The organism is Selenomonas sp. (assembly GCF_057272215.1).
The window spans coordinates 51489-71358 of sequence record NZ_DBHIUY010000005.1; the positions used below are offsets into that span (position 1 = coordinate 51489).

The 19870-nt window shown below is 53.6% G+C and carries 24 protein-coding genes and 1 other RNA gene; 24 read left to right on the forward strand and 1 reads right to left on the reverse strand.

The window, feature by feature from the left end; genetic code table 11:
• The 11 genes from ACO5Z0_RS05700 to ACO5Z0_RS05750 form a co-directional block, all read left to right on the forward strand.
• Window positions 1-290: adenine-specific methyltransferase EcoRI family protein (locus tag ACO5Z0_RS05700; protein ID WP_485649520.1), on the forward strand; the 290-nt coding region annotated here is incomplete at its 5' end.
• Window positions 259-582 carry an adenine-specific methyltransferase EcoRI family protein gene (locus ACO5Z0_RS05705; RefSeq protein ID WP_485649521.1) on the forward strand — a complete coding sequence of 108 codons (324 nt, stop codon included), beginning with the start codon at window positions 259-261 and terminating at the stop codon, window positions 580-582. The genes ACO5Z0_RS05700 and ACO5Z0_RS05705, both read left to right, overlap by 32 nt.
• The gene (locus tag ACO5Z0_RS05710; RefSeq protein WP_485649522.1) at window positions 579-1703 is read left to right on the forward strand and encodes an HNH endonuclease family protein; all 1125 of its coding nucleotides are present in this window, start codon (window positions 579-581) and stop codon (window positions 1701-1703) included. The genes ACO5Z0_RS05705 and ACO5Z0_RS05710 overlap by 4 nt, the downstream gene beginning before the upstream one ends.
• A gap of 340 nt (window positions 1704-2043) precedes the next feature.
• Window positions 2044-2646: a 3D domain-containing protein gene (locus ACO5Z0_RS05715; RefSeq protein WP_485649523.1), complete on the forward strand. Its 603-nt coding sequence runs from the start codon at window positions 2044-2046 to the stop codon at window positions 2644-2646.
• 71 nt (window positions 2647-2717) lie between these two features.
• On the forward strand, window positions 2718-5171 hold the full coding sequence (gene priA, locus ACO5Z0_RS05720; RefSeq protein WP_485649524.1) for a replication restart helicase PriA: 2454 nt from the start codon (window positions 2718-2720) through the stop codon (window positions 5169-5171).
• Between the two features lie 98 nt (window positions 5172-5269).
• Window positions 5270-5622: a transfer-messenger RNA gene (ssrA, locus tag ACO5Z0_RS05725) on the forward strand.
• Between the two features lie 312 nt (window positions 5623-5934).
• Window positions 5935-7044, forward strand: a complete 1110-nt coding sequence (locus ACO5Z0_RS05730; RefSeq protein WP_485649525.1) for an ATP-binding protein — start codon at window positions 5935-5937, stop codon at window positions 7042-7044.
• A 17-nt stretch (window positions 7045-7061) separates the two neighbouring features.
• A complete protein-coding gene (locus tag ACO5Z0_RS05735; protein WP_315275713.1) occupies window positions 7062-7424 on the forward strand; it encodes a hypothetical protein in 363 nt (120 codons plus the stop codon).
• Window positions 7425-7438: 14 nt separating this feature from the next.
• On the forward strand, window positions 7439-7861 hold the full coding sequence (locus ACO5Z0_RS05740; protein WP_485649526.1) for a hypothetical protein: 423 nt from the start codon (window positions 7439-7441) through the stop codon (window positions 7859-7861).
• Window positions 7862-7872: 11 nt separating this feature from the next.
• Window positions 7873-8133: a YkgJ family cysteine cluster protein gene (locus tag ACO5Z0_RS05745; protein WP_485649527.1), complete on the forward strand. Its 261-nt coding sequence runs from the start codon at window positions 7873-7875 to the stop codon at window positions 8131-8133.
• A 39-nt stretch (window positions 8134-8172) separates the two neighbouring features.
• Window positions 8173-8610, forward strand: coding sequence for a hypothetical protein (locus ACO5Z0_RS05750; protein ID WP_485649528.1), 438 nt, complete (start codon window positions 8173-8175; stop codon window positions 8608-8610).
• A gap of 118 nt (window positions 8611-8728) precedes the next feature.
• Here ACO5Z0_RS05750 and deoD read toward each other — a convergent pair whose 3' ends face one another.
• Window positions 8729-9442, reverse strand: a complete 714-nt coding sequence (gene deoD, locus ACO5Z0_RS05755) for a purine-nucleoside phosphorylase (RefSeq protein WP_485649529.1) — start codon at window positions 9440-9442, stop codon at window positions 8729-8731.
• A gap of 194 nt (window positions 9443-9636) precedes the next feature.
• Between deoD and ACO5Z0_RS05760 the strand changes: the two genes are divergently transcribed.
• The 13 genes from ACO5Z0_RS05760 to ACO5Z0_RS05820 all read left to right on the forward strand — a co-directional run bounded on the left by ACO5Z0_RS05760 (window position 9637) and on the right by ACO5Z0_RS05820 (window position 19870).
• On the forward strand, window positions 9637-10068 hold the full coding sequence (locus tag ACO5Z0_RS05760; protein WP_442673598.1) for an RrF2 family transcriptional regulator: 432 nt from the start codon (window positions 9637-9639) through the stop codon (window positions 10066-10068).
• Window positions 10069-10169: 101 nt separating this feature from the next.
• Window positions 10170-11144, forward strand: coding sequence for a polyprenyl synthetase family protein (locus ACO5Z0_RS05765; protein ID WP_485649530.1), 975 nt, complete (start codon window positions 10170-10172; stop codon window positions 11142-11144).
• 56 nt (window positions 11145-11200) lie between these two features.
• Window positions 11201-11524, forward strand: a complete 324-nt coding sequence (locus ACO5Z0_RS05770) for a twin-arginine translocase TatA/TatE family subunit (RefSeq protein WP_485649531.1) — start codon at window positions 11201-11203, stop codon at window positions 11522-11524.
• Window position 11525: 1 nt separating this feature from the next.
• The gene (locus tag ACO5Z0_RS05775) at window positions 11526-11729 is read left to right on the forward strand and encodes a Sec-independent protein translocase subunit TatA/TatB (RefSeq protein WP_485649532.1); all 204 of its coding nucleotides are present in this window, start codon (window positions 11526-11528) and stop codon (window positions 11727-11729) included.
• Window positions 11726-12598: a twin-arginine translocase subunit TatC gene (gene tatC, locus ACO5Z0_RS05780; RefSeq protein ID WP_485649533.1), complete on the forward strand. Its 873-nt coding sequence runs from the start codon at window positions 11726-11728 to the stop codon at window positions 12596-12598. Before ACO5Z0_RS05775 ends, tatC begins: the two co-directional genes overlap by 4 nt.
• 12 nt (window positions 12599-12610) lie before the next feature.
• Window positions 12611-14071, forward strand: a complete 1461-nt coding sequence (locus ACO5Z0_RS05785) for a menaquinone biosynthesis decarboxylase (protein WP_442673603.1) — start codon at window positions 12611-12613, stop codon at window positions 14069-14071.
• Entirely contained in the window at window positions 14064-14912 is an 849-nt protein-coding gene (locus ACO5Z0_RS05790) for a 4-hydroxybenzoate octaprenyltransferase (protein WP_485649534.1), read from the forward strand. The genes ACO5Z0_RS05785 and ACO5Z0_RS05790 overlap by 8 nt, the downstream gene beginning before the upstream one ends.
• A gap of 14 nt (window positions 14913-14926) precedes the next feature.
• Window positions 14927-15790, forward strand: a complete 864-nt coding sequence (gene folD / locus ACO5Z0_RS05795) for a bifunctional methylenetetrahydrofolate dehydrogenase/methenyltetrahydrofolate cyclohydrolase FolD (protein ID WP_485649535.1) — start codon at window positions 14927-14929, stop codon at window positions 15788-15790.
• Window positions 15791-15802: 12 nt separating this feature from the next.
• Entirely contained in the window at window positions 15803-17470 is a 1668-nt protein-coding gene (locus ACO5Z0_RS05800; RefSeq protein ID WP_485649536.1) for a formate--tetrahydrofolate ligase, read from the forward strand.
• A 50-nt stretch (window positions 17471-17520) separates the two neighbouring features.
• A complete protein-coding gene (locus ACO5Z0_RS05805; RefSeq protein WP_485649537.1) occupies window positions 17521-17832 on the forward strand; it encodes a nucleotidyltransferase domain-containing protein in 312 nt (103 codons plus the stop codon).
• On the forward strand, window positions 17819-18220 hold the full coding sequence (locus ACO5Z0_RS05810; protein WP_485649538.1) for an HI0074 family nucleotidyltransferase substrate-binding subunit: 402 nt from the start codon (window positions 17819-17821) through the stop codon (window positions 18218-18220). Before ACO5Z0_RS05805 ends, ACO5Z0_RS05810 begins: the two co-directional genes overlap by 14 nt.
• 5 nt (window positions 18221-18225) lie before the next feature.
• The gene (locus ACO5Z0_RS05815) at window positions 18226-18972 is read left to right on the forward strand and encodes a methylenetetrahydrofolate reductase (RefSeq protein ID WP_006192933.1); all 747 of its coding nucleotides are present in this window, start codon (window positions 18226-18228) and stop codon (window positions 18970-18972) included.
• A 55-nt stretch (window positions 18973-19027) separates the two neighbouring features.
• Entirely contained in the window at window positions 19028-19870 is an 843-nt protein-coding gene (locus tag ACO5Z0_RS05820; RefSeq protein WP_485649539.1) for a sulfide/dihydroorotate dehydrogenase-like FAD/NAD-binding protein, read from the forward strand.

The window sequence follows — 19870 nt, forward strand, 5'->3', positions numbered from 1 at the left end:
CGGAACGGAACGGAACGGAACGGAACGGAACGGAACGGAACGGAACGGAACGGAACGGAAGTATCGTCGATTGTACTTCAGAGTGGTCATCAGGCGCAAGTTGTAATGGCATATTGGGAGTCCCGATTACCTTCCTCGACAAGTACAGCCCCGATCAATTTGAGATTATCGGACTTGCTGCCGGAAATATTCGGGGACTTGCGGGAATTGCCTCAAGCACGGGAAAGGATGGACCGTATATTGACGGCAAGTTGCGCTATGGAAGAATTTTTATCAAACGGAAAATGTAATGGGATCATGGGTGTGCCGATTACTTTTCTGGATAAATATAATCCGGAGCAGTTTGAAATTTTAGGAATTACCTTGGGAAATACGGTGGATTATCCGATGACAACTCTTTATCAAGAGGGCGTACAGCATAATCGAAATGGTGAAACGCAGGGCGGTGGTAAGGTGAATACGCGAGCCGCAATCCTTGTGAAGGAAAAACCTGTCGGGAAAGTGTATTATACTGCCAAGAATACAGATGGATATTTGTTGAGCATATATCCTCGTATTTTGATTAGGAGGATACGACGATGAATATAATGCCGAAACAAATCAAGATCAGGGATGTTTTTAAGGGCTATGATGACAAAGGGGATGACGGCGTTTTTGCTTATAGCGGCAGGCTCGCTGTGCGTCCTCCGTATCAACGAGAATTTGTTTATGATGACGAACAGGCAGAGGCAGTGATTCAGACCGTCTTAAAAGGGTTCCCGCTAAATGTCATATACTGGGTAAAAGTTGACGAAGATGCTTATGAGATTCTGGATGGTCAGCAGAGAACGCTGTCTGTCATGCAGTATCTAAAGCATCAGTTTTCCATTAGCATTGGCGGTCAAAAGTATTATTGGGATTCCTTGCCTGATGATAAATATGATGCAATCATGGATTATGAATTTATGGTCTATATTTGTGAAGGTGAAGAGTCTGAAAAGTTGGAATGGTTCAAGGTCGTCAATATCGCTGGCGCAAAACTGACGGATCAGGAACTGCGGAACTCAGTTTACACAGGGGCGTGGCTGTCGGATGCAAAGAGATATTTTTCAAAACGCAATTGTCCGGCAAAAGCATTGGCAGGAAAATATATAACGGGAGATCCGAATCGACAGGAACTTCTTGAAAAGGTGCTTAAAGGCATTTGCGAATACGAGGGAATCAAAGAGGTTACGGAATATATGGCGCAGCATAAGGCAGATGTGGATGCGAATAGATTATGGCAATATTTTCAAGATGTCATTCATTGGATAGAAAAGATTTTTCCTAAGTATTTTTCGGATATGAAAGGCTTGGATTGGTTTCATTTCTATAACAAATATCATAACCGTACTTATAATTCTGCCGTCATGGCGGCGGAAACGAAACGCTTGCATGAAGATGAGGAAGTACAAAAAAGTAAGGGCATTTATGAATTTTTGTTGTGCAGGGATATAGATCCGTTTGCAGGACGATTGTTGAATTTACGAGCATTTGACAAAAGGGATAAATTGGCAGCGTATAGTAAGCAAGGTGAGATATGCGCTGCGTGTAAAAAGCATTTTGATTTTGAGGAAATGGAAGGGGATCATATCATCCCTTGGAGTAAGGGCGGACATACGCAGCCTGATAATTGCCAAATGCTTTGCAAAGCTTGTAATGGAAAAAAGACGGACAAATATTAAAAAAGAATATGACATGAAGGATGATATTGTTAAGAATAGTTGACAAATTTTAAGAAGCTGCATAAGTTCAGCCTGCAGGGACATGATCCCTGCGGTGGTTGTCTGTCATATTCAAGATCGAGATATCTCCGGCGTAAGCATGGCTTCATGTGTACATGGCGTTTTTTATCTCGTATGATCTATCGCAGGGGAGCGTCGCTTATTATATCTTTGAACCCTTGGTATTTCTGGGTTTGCGCATAGCTGTCATAAGTCGTTGCAATATGCTATGGACAAATGGTCATTTTTTTTGATATAATAAACTTGTGAGAAAATTAGTTTTTCTGTGAGGTGACGTCTATTGAGGAAAACGGTGATTTTTTCGTTCGTTTTTTGTCTCTGTCTTTTGCTGACAAGTGCAGCGGCGTTTGCTGGCGGATTTCTTGTCAAGGAAGGAATGCGGGGAGACAGTGTGCGTGCCGTACAGAAGCTCTTGATTGCGCACGGCTATCTTGCAGATGGTGAAGCTGACGGTGTATGCGGCAGGAAAACGGCGGCTGCCATCACGAAGTTTCAGCAGGAAAACGGTTTAGAAGCCGACGGCGTATGTGGCCGTCTGACCTACAAAGCTCTTTCGGGCGGAGAGGAGCCGCCGGCAGCGGAGCCGGCGCCCAATCGCGGCGGCGGACGTTCGTTGCTCGTTTCGGCGACAGCATACAGCCGCTTCGACCCGGGTTTGTCGAATCATACGGCGAGCGGGACGTTGGTCAGAAGAGGTGTGATCGCTGTGGATCCGTCTGTTATTCCGATGGGTACGCGCGTATTCATTCCGGGCTATGGCGAGGCTATAGCTGAGGATGTCGGCTCAGCGATTCGCGGCAATACGATCGATATCGCTTTTGATACGGCGGAAGAAGCGATCCAGTTCGGTCGTAAGACTGTCGAGATTTTTATCATGGACTGAGAGAGATTCATCGTTTTCGTCGATGAACGTTTGCCGTGAGGCAGTGAGCGAAAGTTGGCTTTCGGTGCGAAATGTTCGCGCTGAAAGCCTTTTTCTTCTTGGAGGCGAGCATTTTGCGAAGAGCGGAAGTTTTTGTCAATATTCCCGTGAAAAGCATAGCGAAGGCGTACAGCTACGCTGTGCCCGACGAGATGTCCTTCCTTGCGGCCGGCTGGCGTGTATTTGTGCCCTTTGGCGGACGAAGCGTCGAGGGATTCGTTCTTGCGGTTCATGACGAAGAAGTTGGGCGCTGCGCCTACGATTTGAAGGCGATCATCTCTGCTGTGGATGAGGAAGCGTGGTTTACCTCTGAGATGATGGAAGCGGCGCACTGCATCGCAGACTTTTACTTGTGCGCTCCTGCCGAAGCGATGCGTTTATTTATGCCCGGAAAGAGCGGTTTGAAGATCGAGGTGGAATATGAGGCGATCGAGGGGGCGGAACCGCTTTCTTTAAGCAGCGAGGCGCGGCAGATTCTTCAGTACTTGCAAAAAAATGGCGCGGTAGAGATGCTTGCTCTTCAGAAGGCATTCTCTGCATTTTCTGCAAAAATTCCTGCAATCGTGGCGCGGTTCATCCAGCAAAAGGCTGTGCGAAAGTTCTATCGAGCGAAGGCGCGCGACAGAGCGCGTTATGAAAATGTTCTGTCGCTTGCACGGCCTCTTGATGATGAAATGCTCGTGCGTTATCGAAAGCGACATGCACAGAGACGTTTGTTGGAGCTGCTTGCCGCCGAAGGGCAGCAGAGCGACGCCGCGCTGCGCAGGAAGGGCGTCTCTGCTGCCGTGCTTCGTGCCGTGCTGGAATCCGGCGATGTGAAGAGTGAGAAGCGGCGCATTCTGCGCGACAGCTACGGCGGCATGACGGGATTTGCCGCGTCTTTCGATCTGACGAAGGAGCAGCAGGCGGCGGTTTCAGCTGTATGTCCTTATATCGAACGCCGCGAGTACCGTGGCTTTCTGCTGCAGGGTGTGACGGGCAGCGGCAAGACGCAGGTCTATATCGAAGCGGCGGCGGCGGCGCGAAAGGCGGGGCGCAGGGTCATCGTGCTTGTGCCGGAAATCGCCTTGACGAGCCAGATCGTCCTCGCCTTTAAAGGTTCTTTTCCGGAGGATATCGTCGTCATGCACAGCCAGCTTTCGCTCTCTGAGAGAAACGACGCGATTTTCCGCGTGCGGCGCGGTGAGGCGGGCATCGTCATCGGCGCACGTTCGGCGCTCTTCACGCCCGTTGAGGATGTCGGGCTTATCATCATGGATGAGGAGCAGGACATGTCCTACAAGCAGGACGAAGCGCCGCGCTATCACGCGCGGCCCATCGCTGAAGCGATGGCAAAAATCCATCGCGCCGTGCTGCTTCTGGGCAGCGCAACGCCATCTCTTGAGACGGCGTACCGCGCGAGATGCGGAGAACTCACGCTCCTTTCCATGCCTGAACGCATCGGTGCGAGGCCCTTGCCGCGCGTCGAGTGCGTCGATATGCGCGAGGAGCTGCATCATGGCAACCGCAATATCATCTCCGCACGTTTGCGTCGCCTTATCGAAGAGACGATGGCGAAGAAGGAGCAGCTCATTCTCATGCTGAATCGCCGCGGTTTTTCGACTTTCGTCATGTGCCGTTCGTGCGGCGCCGTCGTCAAATGCCCGTCATGCGGCTTGCCTCTCGTCTATCATCGAAGCGGCAGGCTCTTGTGTCACCATTGCGACATCGAGCAGGCGTCGCCGCTCCTTTGCCCCGAATGTGCCAGCCCTTATATCAAATATTTTGGTTCGGGAACGGAAAAACTCGAAATGGAGCTAAAGGCGCTCGTGCCTGCGGCACGCATCGTGCGCATGGATCGGGATACGACGACAAGGAAGCTCGCACATCAGGAAATACTTACAGCTTTTCGCGAGAAGCGGTATGACATCCTGCTCGGCACGCAGATGGTCGCCAAGGGGCATGACATCCCGGGCGTCACGGCGGTCGGCATTCTCAGCGCCGATTCGAGTCTCAACATGCCCGATTTTCGCGCGGCGGAGCGATGCTTCATGCTCATCACGCAGACGGCGGGGCGTGCGGGTCGAGGCGATGCTTCGGGGCAGGTCGTCGTGCAGGGTTACAGCCCTGAGCATTATGCGGTGCAGGCGGCGATCAAGCAGGATTACGAGGCGTTTTATCGGCAGGAGATAGCCATACGGGAGCAGCTTTTCTATCCGCCGTTCAGCCGTCTCGTAAAACTCATTGTGCAGCACGAAAAGGAAGAAGCGGCACGTCAAGAAGCGTGCCGCATACAGGAAAATTTTTTCGCCGCTTTTGCAGGGCGAACCGACCAGCAGATCATCGGTCCTGCGCCTGCTTTGATCGCGCAGTTTCGCGGTGTCCATCGCTTCGTGCTTCTGATCAAGACGGCAGATCTGGCGTCTGTGAGAGATTTTCTGCGCGGTGAGGGGCTTGATACAAGAAATGACGTGCTTATCGATGTTGATCCGATCATGACGATGTGAAAATCCTTGCAAAATCTTTGGAAAGGATGTATACTATATGTCTTAGCTGGGATGGCTCTTAGGAATCTTTCCAGCGAACGCTTCATGCGCATATCGACGGGGACGTAAAGGTTTCGACGGGGGTAGATGGTGCATGGGCAGCGAGCCGGGGGGTCATCATCCCGTCAGTAAGGTGAAACTTTTATTTAAATATAAAAGCAAACGAAGACTACGCTCTGGCGGCTTAACGCCAGCCTCTGTTCGCTTGGCTCCCGCCTGAGCGGATAAGAGGACGACTGCGGGATACTCAAGAGCTGATTTTCGCAGGCTCGAAGGGGAACTTTTTGCGAAATCGGATGACGGAAGCCTGTCTGTGGGCGGTCGGATTCTTAAATTAAAGCACAGACTGCGCTCGGAGAAGCCGATGAAACAATGCTTTCGGACAGGAGTTCGATTCTCCTCGTCTCCACCAGACAAAAAGCGGCAGTGCCGCTCAGATAATAAAGGGGCTGTGACAAAATGCGAAAGTATTTTGTCACAGCCCCTTTGCGTGCAGCAGATCATTCCTCGATGATGCTTTCCAAGGGAACTTCGCATTGCTGCTGGATCCAACGACTACTGGCATGAGAATATCCATTCGTATGTTGGGCATCGATGATGGAGCGTATGCGCCTTTGCATCAGTAACAGAAATATAAAAATGACCGTTCGGTTAAATCCGGGCGGTTATTTTTCTTATAGGTTGCAGGGATTGTGAAATATATTTGGCAAGGTTAATAGAAATTATGGATAAAGTATCTACAAACAAATGTCTTGCGGGGGGGACGAATGTGATAATATATCTAACAGATAAGGATGAAGATCATGAAATATTTTCAAATGGAAAGGAGGTTTCGCGCATCCGTTATAAATCACTCTCAGAGAAGCATAAAGGAGGGGAAATTTTGGGGGTTGGAGATCGAATACCTGAATCAAGGTTAATGTCGCCGAAAATAGATGCGTCCCAAATGGACAAATCAAAAAAACAAGAAGCTAGCATAAGTTTCGTGCCGGAAGAGCCAAGGTATGACTTGTGCGATATTATATTACCGCACGCTGTAAGGGACGATATTTTGGATGTCGCTGATTATGCGCGTAATAGTAGGATTGTTTTTGAGCAATGGGGACTGGGTAAAACACATAAGTACTCAAAACGTATGGGCATCAATTTGTATGGACCGCCTGGGACAGGTAAGACAATGGCAGCTCATGCAATCGCAAAACATCTGGGCAGAAAGATTCTAGCAGTTAATTATGCCGACATAGAGTCTAAATATGTAGGGGAAACCCCGAAGAATATACGCAAGGCGTTTGAAGTTGCAAAAGAAACCAAAAGCATTTTGTTCTTTGATGAAGCGGATGCTATTCTTAGCAGACGTGTTACCAATATGAGCAATGCGACGGATGTCAGTGTCAATCAAACACGTTCTGTAATGCTTATGATATTGAATTATCATGAGGATTTTATCATTTTTGCAACGAATTTTATAGAGAATTTTGATCCTGCTTTTATGCGAAGAATTGCGAAGCATGTGAAGTTCTGTTTGCCGAACGAGGAATGTCGTCGTATCTTATGGCGAATGTATATTCCGGAGGAAATGCCCAATAATATTGATATTGATTCGTTAGCGAGAAAGTTTGAAGGTTTATCAGGAAGCGATATTTCAACGGCTGTGTTAATGGCAGCATTTAAAGCCGTGCGAAGTGGAGCAAGGTTTGTAGAGCAAAGTTGTATTGAGAATGTCACGTCTGGGATACTGGCAAGCAAGGCGGATAATGCCACAAGAACAGGGGTTACGACGAAGCGCATCGTTTCGGAAGAATATGCCAAAAGTCAAATGCAGGGGAAGCATTGAAAGGAACGTGTTGTATTATGATACCATTGTTGATTGGGTTGGGTGTTTTGATTGGTGGAGCGCTCATTGTTGCTAATTGGGATGAAATCGTAGATTGGCTTCATGATTTTATCCCCAAGCTGAAAGCTGCATGGGAAAAAGTTCGTGACAGTATTCCTCACGGGGCGCGTATCTTTGGCGATCTTGTTGTTGAGGGCGCAGAACGCCTGATGAAGATCTCTCACAGACTTTATTATAAGAAAAATGGACAGTGGATTGAAAAAACTACCACTAGAAAAATACCAGAGAGTGAAGTTCCGCCCTTCATTCGGAACAAAGGGATAAAAAAGGAAACGGATATTACAGAAGAAATGGAAGAAGAACTTGGTCTAGAGATTTAAGGAGGATGAATTTCATGATAACACCGGGCGATGAGAGGAATAACAGTTACTTAAACAATGCGATTGACGATCTGAAAAATATCTGGAATACGATGATAGATGTTTTCACTAAGATGGATTTGGATGAAATGGTTCATCTTTATTCAAAGAAAATTGATACGGAAATTTTGAAAACGATCAAAGAAACTGGTTGGGCTTATCGAGGTGGTCAACTTACTGTCACATACGTTACAAATCAGACGTTTTCGCTTAAAATTGCTTTGTATTATCAAGATAAAAACGGCGAATGGATGCAGGTTCAAGCTGTAACATCGCGGGATATGAAATATTTGAAAGACGTTGCTGTGAAAGAGCTGTTTGAAAAAAAGAAAATATCATACGATATTGATGCTCCGAAGGTAGAACGAAGCGAAGAACAAGGCGTTCCACTACGATAGAAAGGAAAGGTATGTTTCATTGCACGCAATGTGGTGAGTGCTGCAGGCAGGTGGGAATGACTATATGGGGAAAAAATATGGCACTTCCTAATGGCATATGCAAATGGCTGGATGATTCAACAAATCTTTGCACAATCTATCAGCATCGCCCGTTGATATGCAATGTTGATGCCTTTTATGAAGAAAATTATGCTATGGTTATGTCGCGAGAAGAATTCTATGCATTAAATAGAGCAGAATGTTTGAAATTGCAATCTATGCATAGGAACTGATAGACGAAAAGGAGAGGCAATATTTCATGGGGAAGCGTAGTGCTGGGGATTGGAGCAATTATTGCGGGAATTGTTGCGATAATCGTTGCAATCCTTGTTGTTTATTTGCTTGTAAAAATGGCGAAAGGTGTCTTAACATTGATTGCGGGTCTGCTCTTGGGCGTGCTCGCTCTTCCCTTTATTCTGATACGACATTTCCCTATATTGTCGGCTCTCTTAGCAGGAATACTCATATTTACAGAATATACGATCATTCCGATTGTAGTTTATGCAATTATCGTGCTCGTACGCATTCAGGCATACAAGTGTGCGAGATGCAACGGGATCGCGATGAATCGAACCCGATATGGAAACAAGGAATATTGTGAATCATGTTTAGCCGAAATCCACGCACAGGAAGATGCGGACGAAGCAGCAGGAAAATCGGTAGAAAGGTATGTCTCGAAGCCGCCTCCTGGTGTGAAAATTAAGACGTGATAGATTTTTGGAGTTTCTCGCTGCAGTACGTTCTAGAAGACAAAAAGAAACCGCACGGTGCGCTGGCTGTGCGGTTTCTTTTCGCCTTTTGGAAGCACTGCGTTCGTCGGGGCTTCCCTTATGCCTCAATGATGCTTTCCAAGGCAAGCTCAATCATGTCGTTGAAGGAGCGTTCACGCTCTTCGGGCGTCGCACGTGCTTCGTCGCAGGTGATGTGGTCGCTGACCGTGAAGACGCCGAGCGCCTGCACGCTGAACTTGGCTGCGATCAGGTAGAGCGCCGCCGTCTCCATTTCGGCGGCGAGCACGCCGTAGTCGAGGAGCTTGGCGAAGTCGATTTCGTCGTCGTAGAAGCGATCCTGCGACAATACGTTGCCGACGCGCACGGGCAGATTTTTTTCACGCGCATGACGCACGGCGCTTTCTAAGAGCGAGAAGTCGGCGAGCGGTGCAAAGTGGACGGACGCGCCGAAGATGTTTTTCGGCATGGAAGAATCTGTCGTCGTGCCCTGCGCGATGACGACATCGCGGATATGGAGATCCTTGGCGAGTGCGCCGCAGCTGCCGACGCGGATGAGCTTCTTCACGCCGTAGATGCTGATTAGCTCGTGCACATAGATGGCGATGGACGGCATACCCATGCCCGTGCCCTGCACGGAAACGGGCGTGCCCTTGTAGCTTCCCGTATAGCCGAGCACGTTGCGCACATGTGAATATTCCTTAGCGTCTGTGAGAAAGTTCTCAGCGATGTACTTCGCACGCAGCGGATCGCCGGGCAGAAGGATGCGCTCGGCAATGTCGCCGATCTCGGCGGCGTTGTGTGGTGTTGGCATGATGGATTCCTCCTTGGAATGGTGTTTATAGGAATATTATAAGGGATGTGTAGGAATTTGCAAGGGAGACAGCGAGGGGAAAATGCGCTATAATAGTATAAGTATAAATATATCATATAGGAACGATATATATGAAACGCAGTCTGTAAAGCGGATGTTTGTGCGTATAACTTTATCCAAATGGAGGCAGAAATATGAAGATTTCGACGAGAGGACGGTATGCGCTGCGGCTCATGATGGACATTGCCATAAACGGGCAGGAGGAGCCGGTGCGCATCAAGGATATTGCGCGAAGGCAGGAGATCTCGGAAAAGTATTTGGAGCAGATCGTCTCCGTGCTGAACAAGGCGGGCTTCGTCAAGAGCAGCCGCGGACCGCAGGGCGGCTATCGCCTGATGCGTGCGCCGGCAGAATATACGGCGGGCAGCATCCTGTGTCTGATCGAGGGAAGTCTTGCTCCCGTCGCCTGCATGGATATGGATGAGAACGATTGTCCACGGCATGAGCGATGTGCTACGCTCTTTCTGTGGCAAAGGCTGCACGAGGCGATGAAGGACATCATTGAAAATGTCTCGCTTGCCGATCTCGTTGCGTGGCAGCAGGAGCTTGATGCAAAGCTGCTTTAGGATTTTCTGCGTTTGGCATAAGAAGAAAGTTCATGACAAAAACGCTTGAATGGTGTAAACTTATGAGAGCATTATGAAATTGTAGGCATGTAGGTGATGGGATGTTCATCCATTCGATGTTTCTTTTAATAAAAAAAGATCTTGCCTTGCTGGAGAGGGAACTTTTGCAGGCTGTCGTTTCGCCCGTGGATCGCATCACGGAGATCGGCACGCATCTCGTGGAATCCGGCGGCAAGAGGCTGCGCCCTGCGCTCTTCTTGCTTGCGGCACGCTCTAGCAAGGATTTCGACGCGAAAAAAATGATGCCGCTCGCCGTTGCGCTTGAGCTGATCCACATGGCTTCGCTCGTCCATGACGACGTGCTCGATCATGCCGATACGCGGCGCGGCGCGGTGACGGCGAATGCCATGTGGGGCAATCAGCAGGCGATTCTCTCGGGCGACTACTTCTTCGCGCGCGCGTTTTTGCTCATCGTCGAGAACGGCTTCGGCGAGCGCGTTTCGGGGCGTGTTGCGCAGCTCATCATGGATCTCAGTTCGGGCGAGATTATCCAGAACAAGGAGCTTTACCGCGCCTCGCGTGATGTCGAGGAGTATTATGAGCGCATCGCGAAGAAGACGGCGAATTTCCTCGCCACTTGCTGTGAGCTGGGCGCCATCGCGACGAATCTTGGCGCGGAGGCAGAACGGGGGCTTCACGCTTACGGCAAGTACGTCGGCATGGCGTTTCAGATCACGGATGACCTTCTCGACTTGACCTCGGATAAGAAGAAGATCGGCAAGCCGGCGGGCAACGATATCCATGAGGGCATCGTGACGCTGCCTGTGATTCGTGCGCTTGAGGTCAGCTCCGAACGAGAGGAGCTTCTTTCCATCGTAACGAATCCTTCGATGACGCGCGAGGATGTCGAGCGTGCGCTCGCCATCGTGCGTGCGTCCGACGGCGTTGCGTATGCGCGTGCCAAGGTGCGCGAGTTCCTCGCCGAGGCGAAGGAATCTCTGCCCGCCGTTTTGCCCAACGAGGTGCGCGATACCTTCTGCAAGGCGGCGGACTACATCGCGAAGCGCGAATCGTAAGTTTTGCTTGAAGTATACAAGGTCTGCTTTGCGCAGTTCTTTAAGGGGGAAAAGCTATGTTCAATTTGGGCTTTCCTGAGCTCATCCTCATCCTCGTCATCGCGCTCGTGGTATTCGGCCCGGGCAAATTGCCCGAGATCGGACGCGCCGTCGGCAAGGGTCTCAGCGAGTTCAAAAAGGCGACGAACAACCTGATGTCCGACGTGAATAAGCCGATTGAGAGCGCCGCACCGCCGCCGAGTGTGCAGCAGCCGCCGATGCAGACGATTGCCGAACCGCCGGCAGGGCAGCAGCCGCTTGCACCCGAGCCGATGAATGGGGCGCAGACGACTGCCGCAGAAGGCGATGCAGTCAAGAAGCAGGAAAGCGAGGGGAGATAGAATGTTGAGCCTTTATGAGCTTGGAGCCATCCTCCTCGTCGCACTCATCATCTTCGGTCCGCGCAAACTGCCTGAGATCGGCAAGGCGCTCGGCAGGAGCGTGAAGGAGTTCAAGGAAGGCAAGGACGAGGTCGAAAAGAGTACCGTCGACGTCACGCCCGAGCCACCGACGCTTGCTAAAAAAGACGAGAAGAGCGAAAAATGACATACGAAAAACATGAGCAGCCGCAAGGCTTGAACGATGGACAGGCGGGGGCAGGGCACGAGCCGCAGATGCAGCAGCCGCCCGAGACGCCGATCCGGCAGATGCACGAGCCGTCGATGCAGCAGCTGTCTGAACCGCGAGAACAAGCGCAGCCGCAGGCGCCGGAGGAGCGCAAGGACGGCAGCATGTCCATCATCGCGCATCTCGAAGAGCTGCGGAAGCGGCTGATCTATTCGATTGCCGCCGTCGCCGTCGGTAGCGGCGTCGCTTACTTCTACATCGACGAGATCATGCGCTACTTGACAGCGCCTGCGGGAAAACTCTACTACATGCAGCCGGCAGAGGCGTTCTTCACCTATCTGAAGATTGCGGTCTTTGGCGGCTTTTTGCTCGCTCTGCCCGTCATTTTCTACGAGATTTGGCGTTTCATCCTGCCGGCCTTGACCGTGCGCGAGAGGAAGGCGCTGCTCCTCATCGTGCCGCTTTCCGTCGTGCTTTTCGTCGTCGGCATCGCCTTTTCCTTCACCCTTGTATTGCCTGCCGCCATCCGCTTCTTCATAGGCTTTGGCACGGACAATCTGGAGCCGCTTTTTTCCTTGGGAAAGTACCTTGACTTCGTGCTGGCGTTCATCCTGCCTTTCGGCTGCATCTTTGAACTGCCGCTCATCATCGTGGTTCTCGCGAAGCTCGGGTTCGTCGGCTCTGCTTTTCTCTGGAAGCAGCAGCGCATCGTGGTGTTTCTGTCTTTCGTCATCGGCGCTGTCATTTCCCCGACGCCCGATGTTTTTTCTCAGACGATGATCGCCGTGCCCATGATCCTCCTCTATGAGATCAGCTACGTCATCGTTCGTTTCGTTTTGCGCAAATAAGGAGGAATATTCGTGGCTTTCAAGGATTTACGCGAGTTTATTGAGGAACTGGAATCGCGCGGGCTTTTGCGCCGCATCAAGACGGAGGTTGACGCCGAGCTCGAAATCACCGAGATCACCGACCGCGTTTCCAAGATGGAGGGCGAGAAGAACGTCGCGCTGCTTTTCGAGAACGTCAAGGGCTATGACATGCCTGTGCTCATGAACGCTTTCGGCAGCATGGAGCGCATGAGCATCGCCTTAGGCGTTGAGAGTCTCGATGAAATCGCCGATGATCTGCGCGATTTCATGCGTCTGCCGAAGATCTCGCTCGCGAACAAGATGGATCTCGTCACACTCATCCCGAAGATGCGCAAGGCGGTGAACTTCCCGAAGTACGTCAAGAAAGCGCCGTGCCAGGAAGTCGTGGAGATGGACAATCCGTCGCTCGACATCCTGCCGATCTTGAAGTGCTGGCCCGAGGACGGTGGACCCTTCATCACGCTGCCGCTCGTCTTTACGAAGAATCCCGAGACGGGCAAGCGCAACGTCGGCATGTACCGTCTGCAAAAGTACGATAAGAATACGACGGGCATGCACTGGCATATTCATAAAAACGGCGCGGAGAACTTCCGTGCGGCAAAGGAGCAGGGCAAGGATCGCATCGAGGTCGCCGTCGCCATCGGCACGGATCCCGTCCTCACGTATGCCGCGACGGCGCCCCTGCCGCGCGACATCGACGAGATGGTTTTCGCGGGCTTTCTGCGTCACAAGTCGGTTGAGCTTGTCAAGTGCAAGACGGTCGACATTGAGGTGCCGGCAACGAGCGAGATCGTCTTGGAAGGCTATGTGTTGGAAAGCGAGCGCCGCCGCGAAGGGCCGTTTGGCGATCACACGGGCTATTATTCTCTGGCGGACGATTACCCGGTCTTTCACATCACCTGCATCACGCACCGCAAGAATCCGATCTATCCGGCGACGATCGTCGGCAAACCGCCGATGGAGGACTGCTTCCTCGCGAAGGCGACGGAGCGCATCTTCCTGCCTCTTTTGCAGCAGATGGTGCCCGAGATCATCGACATCAACATGCCGCTTGAAGGCGTGTTCCACGACTGCTGCGTCGTCTCCATCAAGAAGACGTATCCGATGCAGGCGCGGCGCGTCATGCACGCGATCTGGGGCATGGGGCAGATGATGTTCTGCAAGATGATCATCGTCGTCGACGCGCATGTGAACGTGCAGGATATGAAGGAAGTCTGGTGGCGTGTCTTCAACAACATCGATGCGAAATACGATCTTGAGATGGTCGAAGGGCCTCTCGACGTGCTCGATCACTCTTCGCCGATGGCGAAGTGGGGCACGAAACTCGGCATCGATGCGACGAAGTCGTGGCCGGAAGAGGGGCATACGCGCGAATGGCCGGACGAGATCGTCATGACGGACGAGGTCAAGGCGCGTGTCGATGCGAAGTGGAGGGAACTCGGACTTGGCTAAACTCGGTGCGCACATCAACAACATCGCGCTCCATCATATCGTCTTTGCCCTGCCGTTTGCCTACATGAGCGCGTTTCTGGCGGCGGGGGGGATGCCGCCCGTGATGGATCTCGTCTGGATCACGGTCGCCATCGCAGGCGCGAGGAGCGCGGCGCTTGCCTTGGATAATCTCGCCGACTTGAAGTACGACAAGAAACAGCCGCGGCTTGCCTCACGCGCTATGGTGCGCGGTGACTTGAAGCCGCGCGAGGCGAAGCTCTCAATCGTTTTTTATCTCATCGTCTGTATCTTGGCGGTGGCGCAGCTCAGACCGATCTGTCTTTGGCTTCTGCCCGTCGCCGTCGTGCCGTTCTTGATCTATCCGTATACGAAGCGCTTCACATTCCTGTGTCACTTGGTGCTGGGAATCGCCATCGCTATGGCGCCGGCGGGCAGCTGGGTCGCGGTGACGGGAGAGCTTCCTCTGCCCGCCGTCATCCTCTGCGTCGCCGTGGCGCTTTGGATCGGCGCCTTCGATGCCGTCTACGGCTCGCAGGATGAGGCGTTCGACCGCTCGGAGGGGCTTCACTCGCTGGCGACGCAGTTCACGGCGCACGGCGCACTCGTCATCTGCCGCTTCGTGCACGCCGCAAGCATCGCGTGCTTCTATGGCCTCGGCATCCTCATGGAACTGCAGTGGCTCTATTTCATCGGTGTGGGCGTCGCGGCAGGAACGCTCGTCTACCAGCACCGCATTGTGAGCGCTGACGATTACAGCCGCGTCACGCAGCGCTACTTCATGCGCAACGGCATCGTTTCCATCGCCATGCTCATCTTTACCGTGGCGAGCTTGTACGTTTGATGGGGGAGTGAAATATGACAGCCCGATTGCTCGAAGGCAAGGTCTTTGCCCAAAAGATCAAAGACGAGGCACGGGAGGAGGCGCTGGCTTTGCGCACCGTACTCGGCAGGATGCCGGGGCTTGCCGTCGTCATCGTCGGTGAAGATCCGGCGTCCGAAGTTTATGTGCGCAACAAGGAGCGTGCGTGCGAGGCGCTCGGCTTTTTTTCCGCTCTGATCGCCTTGCCCGAAACGACGACGAAGGAGGACCTTCTCGCCGAGATCGACCGGCTCAATGCGAGTCGCCGCATCGACGGCATCCTCGTGCAGCTTCCTCTGCCCGCGCACCTCGCGAAGAGCGCGGCGGAGATCATCGAGCGCATCGACCCGAAAAAGGACGTCGACGGTTTCCATCCGATCAATGTCGGGCGATTGGTCGCGGGAGAACATTCGCTCGTGCCGTGCACGCCTGCAGGCTGCATGAAGATGCTCAAGCTCGCGGGGATTCCCGTCGCGGGCAAACGCGCCTGCGTCATCGGCAGGAGCAATATCGTGGGCAAGCCGATCAGCCATCTCTTGCTCGCAGAGAATGCGACGGTCACGGTCTGTCACTCGCGTACGGAAGATCTCGCCGCTGTCGCACGCGAGGCGGATATCCTCGTCGCTGCCGTCGGTAAGCCGCGCTTCGTGACGGCGGATATGGTGAAGCCCGGCGCGACGGTCATCGACGTCGGCATCAACCGCATCGCCGAGAGGAAGCTTGTCGGCGACGTCGATTTCGACGCCGTGAAGGAAGTCGCGGGCGCGATCACGCCCGTGCCCGGCGGCGTCGGACTCCTGACCATCGCCACGCTCATGGCGAACACGGTGCAGGCGGCGAAGATGCGGGTGGAGAAGTGAGGAGGGGCAGCCATGAAATCTGATGTGGAAATCGCACAGGCGGCGAGGATGAAGCCGATCGAGGAGATCGCTTCGAAGATCGGTCTTGTGCCCGATGATTTGGAGCTTTACGGCAAATACAAGGCGAAGGTTACGCTTGACGCCTGGCAGCGCGTCAAGGACAGGCCGAACGGCAAGCTCATCCTCTGCACGGCGATCAACCCGACGCCGGCGGGCGAGGGCAAGACGACGACGAGCGTCGGGCTTGCCGATGCGCTTTCTCGCCGAGGTCATAAGGCGGCGGCGGCGCTTCGCGAGCCGTCGATGGGGCCGTGCTTCGGCATGAAGGGCGGCGCAGCGGGCGGCGGCTATGCGCAGGTCGTGCCGATGGAGGACATCAACCTGCATTTCACGGGAGACTTTCACGCCATCACGACGGCGCACAACCTTCTCGCCGCCATCATCGACAACCATATCCAGCAGGGCAACGCGCTCGACCTCGACGTGCGCCGCATCACATGGAAGCGCGTCCTCGACCTCAACGACCGCGCACTGCGCCACGTCGTCATCGGCATGGGCGGCAAGGCGCACGGTGTGCCGCGTGAGACGGGTTTCGACATCACGGTGGCATCGGAGATGATGGCGATCCTCTGTCTCTCGCGCGACCTCATGGACATGAAGGAGCGCCTCGGACGTATCGTCATCGGTTACACGCGCTCGGGCAGAGCTGTGCGTGCCGACGAGCTCGGCGCGACGGGCGCACTGACGCTGCTCTTCAAGGACGCGATCAAGCCGAATCTCGTGCAGACGCTCGAAGGCACGCCCGTCTTCATCCACGGCGGCCCTTTTGCGAACATCGCGCACGGCTGTAATAGCATCATGGCGACGAAGTTCGCGTTGAAGTTCGCCGACGTCGTCGTGACGGAGGCGGGGTTCGGCGCCGACCTCGGTGCGGAGAAGTTCCTCGACATCAAGTGCCGCTTTGCGGGGATTTCGCCCGACGCCGTCGTCATCGTCGCGACGGTGCGTGCGCTCAAGATGCACGGCGGACTCTCCAAGAAGGAATTGGAGAAGGTCGATATGACGGCGCTCAAAAAGGGCATGGCGAACCTCGCCAAGCACATCGAGAACGTGCAGAAGTTCGGTCTGCCCGCCGTCGTCGCCGTCAACGCCTTCCCGACCGATACGTCCGAAGAGCTTGATTTCGTGCGCCGCGCGTGCGAGGCGCTCGGCGCTGAGGTTGCGCTGTCCGAGGTCTGGGCGAAGGGCGGCGAGGGCGGCGAGGCGCTTGCCGAGAAGGTCGAGGCGGCGCTTCGAAAGAAGGCGGACTTTCGCTATATCTACGATGAGAAGGAGTCTATCCTTGAAAAAATCGGCAAGATTGCGCGTGAGATTTACGGCGCAGCGGGCGTCGATTTTACGAAGGAAGCGCAAAGAGAGCTTGAGGAGCTGGAAGCGCTAGGCTTCGACAAGATGCCCGTGTGCATGGCGAAGACGCAGTATTCGCTTTCCGACGACGCCGCGCTTCTTGGCAGGCCCGAGGGGTTTCGCATCACGGTGCGCGAGCTTCGCCTCGCGGCGGGCGCGGGTTTCGTCGTCGCCCTGACGGGCAGCATCCTCACGATGCCAGGGCTTCCCAAGCATCCGGCGGCGATGGATATGGACATCACGGAAGACGGCAGAATCACGGGATTGTTCTGAGGAAGCACAAGGCGCTTGGAACACAAGGGAAGGTCATGCGAATGAAAACGATGGCTGAGCCACAAATTCGTTGGACGGTGCGCGAGGAAAAAATCTTCGCCCAGCTTCGGGCTCTGGCAAAGCGCTACGATGTAGGGAAACTGGTGCTTTTTGGCTCACGGGCGCGCAGGTTGCAAGCGGAGAAAAGTGATGTGGATATCGCCGTTTATGACTGCGCCGATTTTCGTGATTTCGCGTTTGATGTGGAGGAGAAAGTGGACACGCTGCTGACGTTTGACATCGTCAACATGAATGAATCGCCGTCGGCGGAGCTTGTCGCAGAGATTTTGCGCGATGGGGTGATCTTGTATGAAAAGGTATGACGAGTTTTCCCGTCATCTGCATGTATTGGCGCAGGCTCCGCTGCAGGATTTGGAGAATGAGTTCATCATCAGCGGCATCATCGACAAGTTTTTCATTCAGTTTGAACTTGGCTGGAAGGTGCTGAAAGAGCTTCTGCGTTACGAGGGAAAGGCGACTGCCGCTTCGGGATCGCCAAGGGAGATTATCAAGGCGGCATACAGCTGCTTTGATTTTCTTGAGGAAGACGTGTGGCTCGACATGCTGCGCACGCGCAATGATTTGACGCATATCTATGACAGCGCGCGTGCAAGGGCTTTGGTGACGGAGATTTTGACCCGCTTCATTCCGGCATTCGAGACGATGGATGAGGCTGTGCGAGAAGCGTATCCTTTAGAGTTGAGCAGGTGATTGATATGAGCAAAGTGTCGCTTGAACTTGTGCCGCGCGATGAAGCGGCGCTGCGTGAAGAGCTCGCGCAGACGAAAAAATATGAGGGAAAGATCGATCTCATCAACGTCCCCGACCTTCTGCGGCTTCCTGTGCGCAGTTGGGAGGGCGCGGCGATTGCGGGCGAGACTTTCCCCGCTGTGCCGCACATCCGCGCTATGGACATCGACATCACGAAGCCGCTGCCTATGGCGGACTATCTGCGCGAACATGCGATTCGAGAAGTCCTCGTCATCGAGGGAGATGCGCCGCAGAACATGGCGCACACCGTCTATCCGACGGAGAGCATCGACGTCATACGGAAGTTCCGCGAGGAAATGCCCGAGATTCGAGTATTTGCGGGTATCGACCAGTATCGCGGCAGCATGAGGCAGGAAGATTACCGCATTCGCCGCAAGCTGCAGGCGGGCGCTGTCGGTTTCTTCACACAGCCGTTCTTCGATCGCCGCTTCCTCGCGATGTATGCGGACATGCTCGAAGGCATCGAGGTTTACTGGGGGCTCTCGCCCGTGACCTCGCAGCGCTCTGAGAGCTATTGGGAGACGAAGAATCAGGTCGTGTTCCCGAAGGACTTCGAACCGACGCTTGCATGGAGCATTGCGTTTGCGCGCGATGTTCTGGCAGAAGCGCGGGCAAAGGGTGAACACGTCTACCTCATGCCGATTCGCACGGGGATTGACGAGTATTTGGGCGGCATATTTGCCGAAGGATAAAGGGTGTGTCAGAAATCTGATTCTTTGTTTTTTCATGCAGAGGAGGGGCATTGGAATGTACAGAATCTTAAAGAAGCAAGAGTTGTCACCGGGCATCCTTGCGTACGATATCGAGGCGCCCCGCGTGGCGAAGAAGGCGCTACCGGGGCAGTTCATCGTCCTGCGCGTCAATGAGGAAGGCGAGCGTGTACCGCTGACGATCGCTGACTTCGACCGCGAAAAGGGAATCGTCACGATCCTCTTCCAGGTCGTCGGCGCCTCGACTGAGCTTCTCGCCTCGATCAAGGAAGGTGATTCCATCCTTGACTTCGTCGGCCCTCTGGGGCAGCCGTCGGAGCTTTCCGATCACATGGGAACCGTCGTTTTCGTCGGCGGCGGCATCGGCGTCGCGCCCGTCTATCCGATCGCACGCGCGGCGCATGAGCTTGGCAACAAGGTCATCTCGATTCTCGGTGCGAAGACGAAGGACATCCTCATCTTTGAAGATCGCATGAGGGCGATTTCCGACGAGGTTCTGATCACGACGGACGACGGCTCCTACGGCATCAAGGGGTTCGTCACGAACGCCATCGAAGAACTCGTGAAGCGCGGCGAGAAGATCGATCAGGTCACGGCGATCGGTCCCGGCGTCATGATGAAGAGCGTCGCCGAAGCCACGCGCCCTTACGGCATCAAGACCATCGTGAGCCTCAATCCCATCATGGTTGACGGTACGGGCATGTGCGGCGGCTGTCGCGTGCAGGTGGGCGAGGAAACGAAGTTCGCCTGCGTCGACGGCCCTGAATTCGACGGTCATCTCGTCGATTTCCAAGGATTGATGGCGCGCGGCAGGATGTACCGCACGCAGGAAGCGAAGGAGAAGGATCACATCTGCAACATCGGCTTGGGGAGGAATTGA

What these genes read in the sequence shown, in the direction of transcription:
- ACO5Z0_RS05805 (WP_485649537.1), top strand. Translation starts at nt 17,521, where the DNA reads ATGGCTGAGCCACAAATTCGTTGGACGGTGCGCGAGGAAAAAATCTTC.
- ACO5Z0_RS05745 (WP_485649527.1), top strand. Translation starts at nt 7,873, where the DNA reads ATGTTTCATTGCACGCAATGTGGTGAGTGCTGCAGGCAGGTGGGAATG.
- ACO5Z0_RS05815 (WP_006192933.1), top strand. Translation starts at nt 18,226, where the DNA reads ATGAGCAAAGTGTCGCTTGAACTTGTGCCGCGCGATGAAGCGGCGCTG.
- deoD (WP_485649529.1), bottom strand. Translation starts at nt 9,442, where the DNA reads ATGCCAACACCACACAACGCCGCCGAGATCGGCGACATTGCCGAGCGC.
- ACO5Z0_RS05800 (WP_485649536.1), top strand. Translation starts at nt 15,803, where the DNA reads ATGAAATCTGATGTGGAAATCGCACAGGCGGCGAGGATGAAGCCGATC.
- ACO5Z0_RS05735 (WP_315275713.1), top strand. Translation starts at nt 7,062, where the DNA reads ATGATACCATTGTTGATTGGGTTGGGTGTTTTGATTGGTGGAGCGCTC.
- priA (WP_485649524.1), top strand. Translation starts at nt 2,718, where the DNA reads ATGTTCGCGCTGAAAGCCTTTTTCTTCTTGGAGGCGAGCATTTTGCGA.
- folD (WP_485649535.1), top strand. Translation starts at nt 14,927, where the DNA reads ATGACAGCCCGATTGCTCGAAGGCAAGGTCTTTGCCCAAAAGATCAAA.
- ACO5Z0_RS05770 (WP_485649531.1), top strand. Translation starts at nt 11,201, where the DNA reads ATGTTCAATTTGGGCTTTCCTGAGCTCATCCTCATCCTCGTCATCGCG.
- ACO5Z0_RS05775 (WP_485649532.1), top strand. Translation starts at nt 11,526, where the DNA reads ATGTTGAGCCTTTATGAGCTTGGAGCCATCCTCCTCGTCGCACTCATC.
- ACO5Z0_RS05705 (WP_485649521.1), top strand. Translation starts at nt 259, where the DNA reads ATGGAAGAATTTTTATCAAACGGAAAATGTAATGGGATCATGGGTGTG.
- ACO5Z0_RS05820 (WP_485649539.1), top strand. Translation starts at nt 19,028, where the DNA reads ATGTACAGAATCTTAAAGAAGCAAGAGTTGTCACCGGGCATCCTTGCG.
- ACO5Z0_RS05810 (WP_485649538.1), top strand. Translation starts at nt 17,819, where the DNA reads ATGAAAAGGTATGACGAGTTTTCCCGTCATCTGCATGTATTGGCGCAG.
- ACO5Z0_RS05760 (WP_442673598.1), top strand. Translation starts at nt 9,637, where the DNA reads ATGAAGATTTCGACGAGAGGACGGTATGCGCTGCGGCTCATGATGGAC.
- tatC (WP_485649533.1), top strand. Translation starts at nt 11,726, where the DNA reads ATGACATACGAAAAACATGAGCAGCCGCAAGGCTTGAACGATGGACAG.
- ACO5Z0_RS05740 (WP_485649526.1), top strand. Translation starts at nt 7,439, where the DNA reads ATGATAACACCGGGCGATGAGAGGAATAACAGTTACTTAAACAATGCG.
- ACO5Z0_RS05765 (WP_485649530.1), top strand. Translation starts at nt 10,170, where the DNA reads ATGTTCATCCATTCGATGTTTCTTTTAATAAAAAAAGATCTTGCCTTG.
- ACO5Z0_RS05730 (WP_485649525.1), top strand. Translation starts at nt 5,935, where the DNA reads ATGGATAAAGTATCTACAAACAAATGTCTTGCGGGGGGGACGAATGTG.
- ACO5Z0_RS05710 (WP_485649522.1), top strand. Translation starts at nt 579, where the DNA reads ATGAATATAATGCCGAAACAAATCAAGATCAGGGATGTTTTTAAGGGC.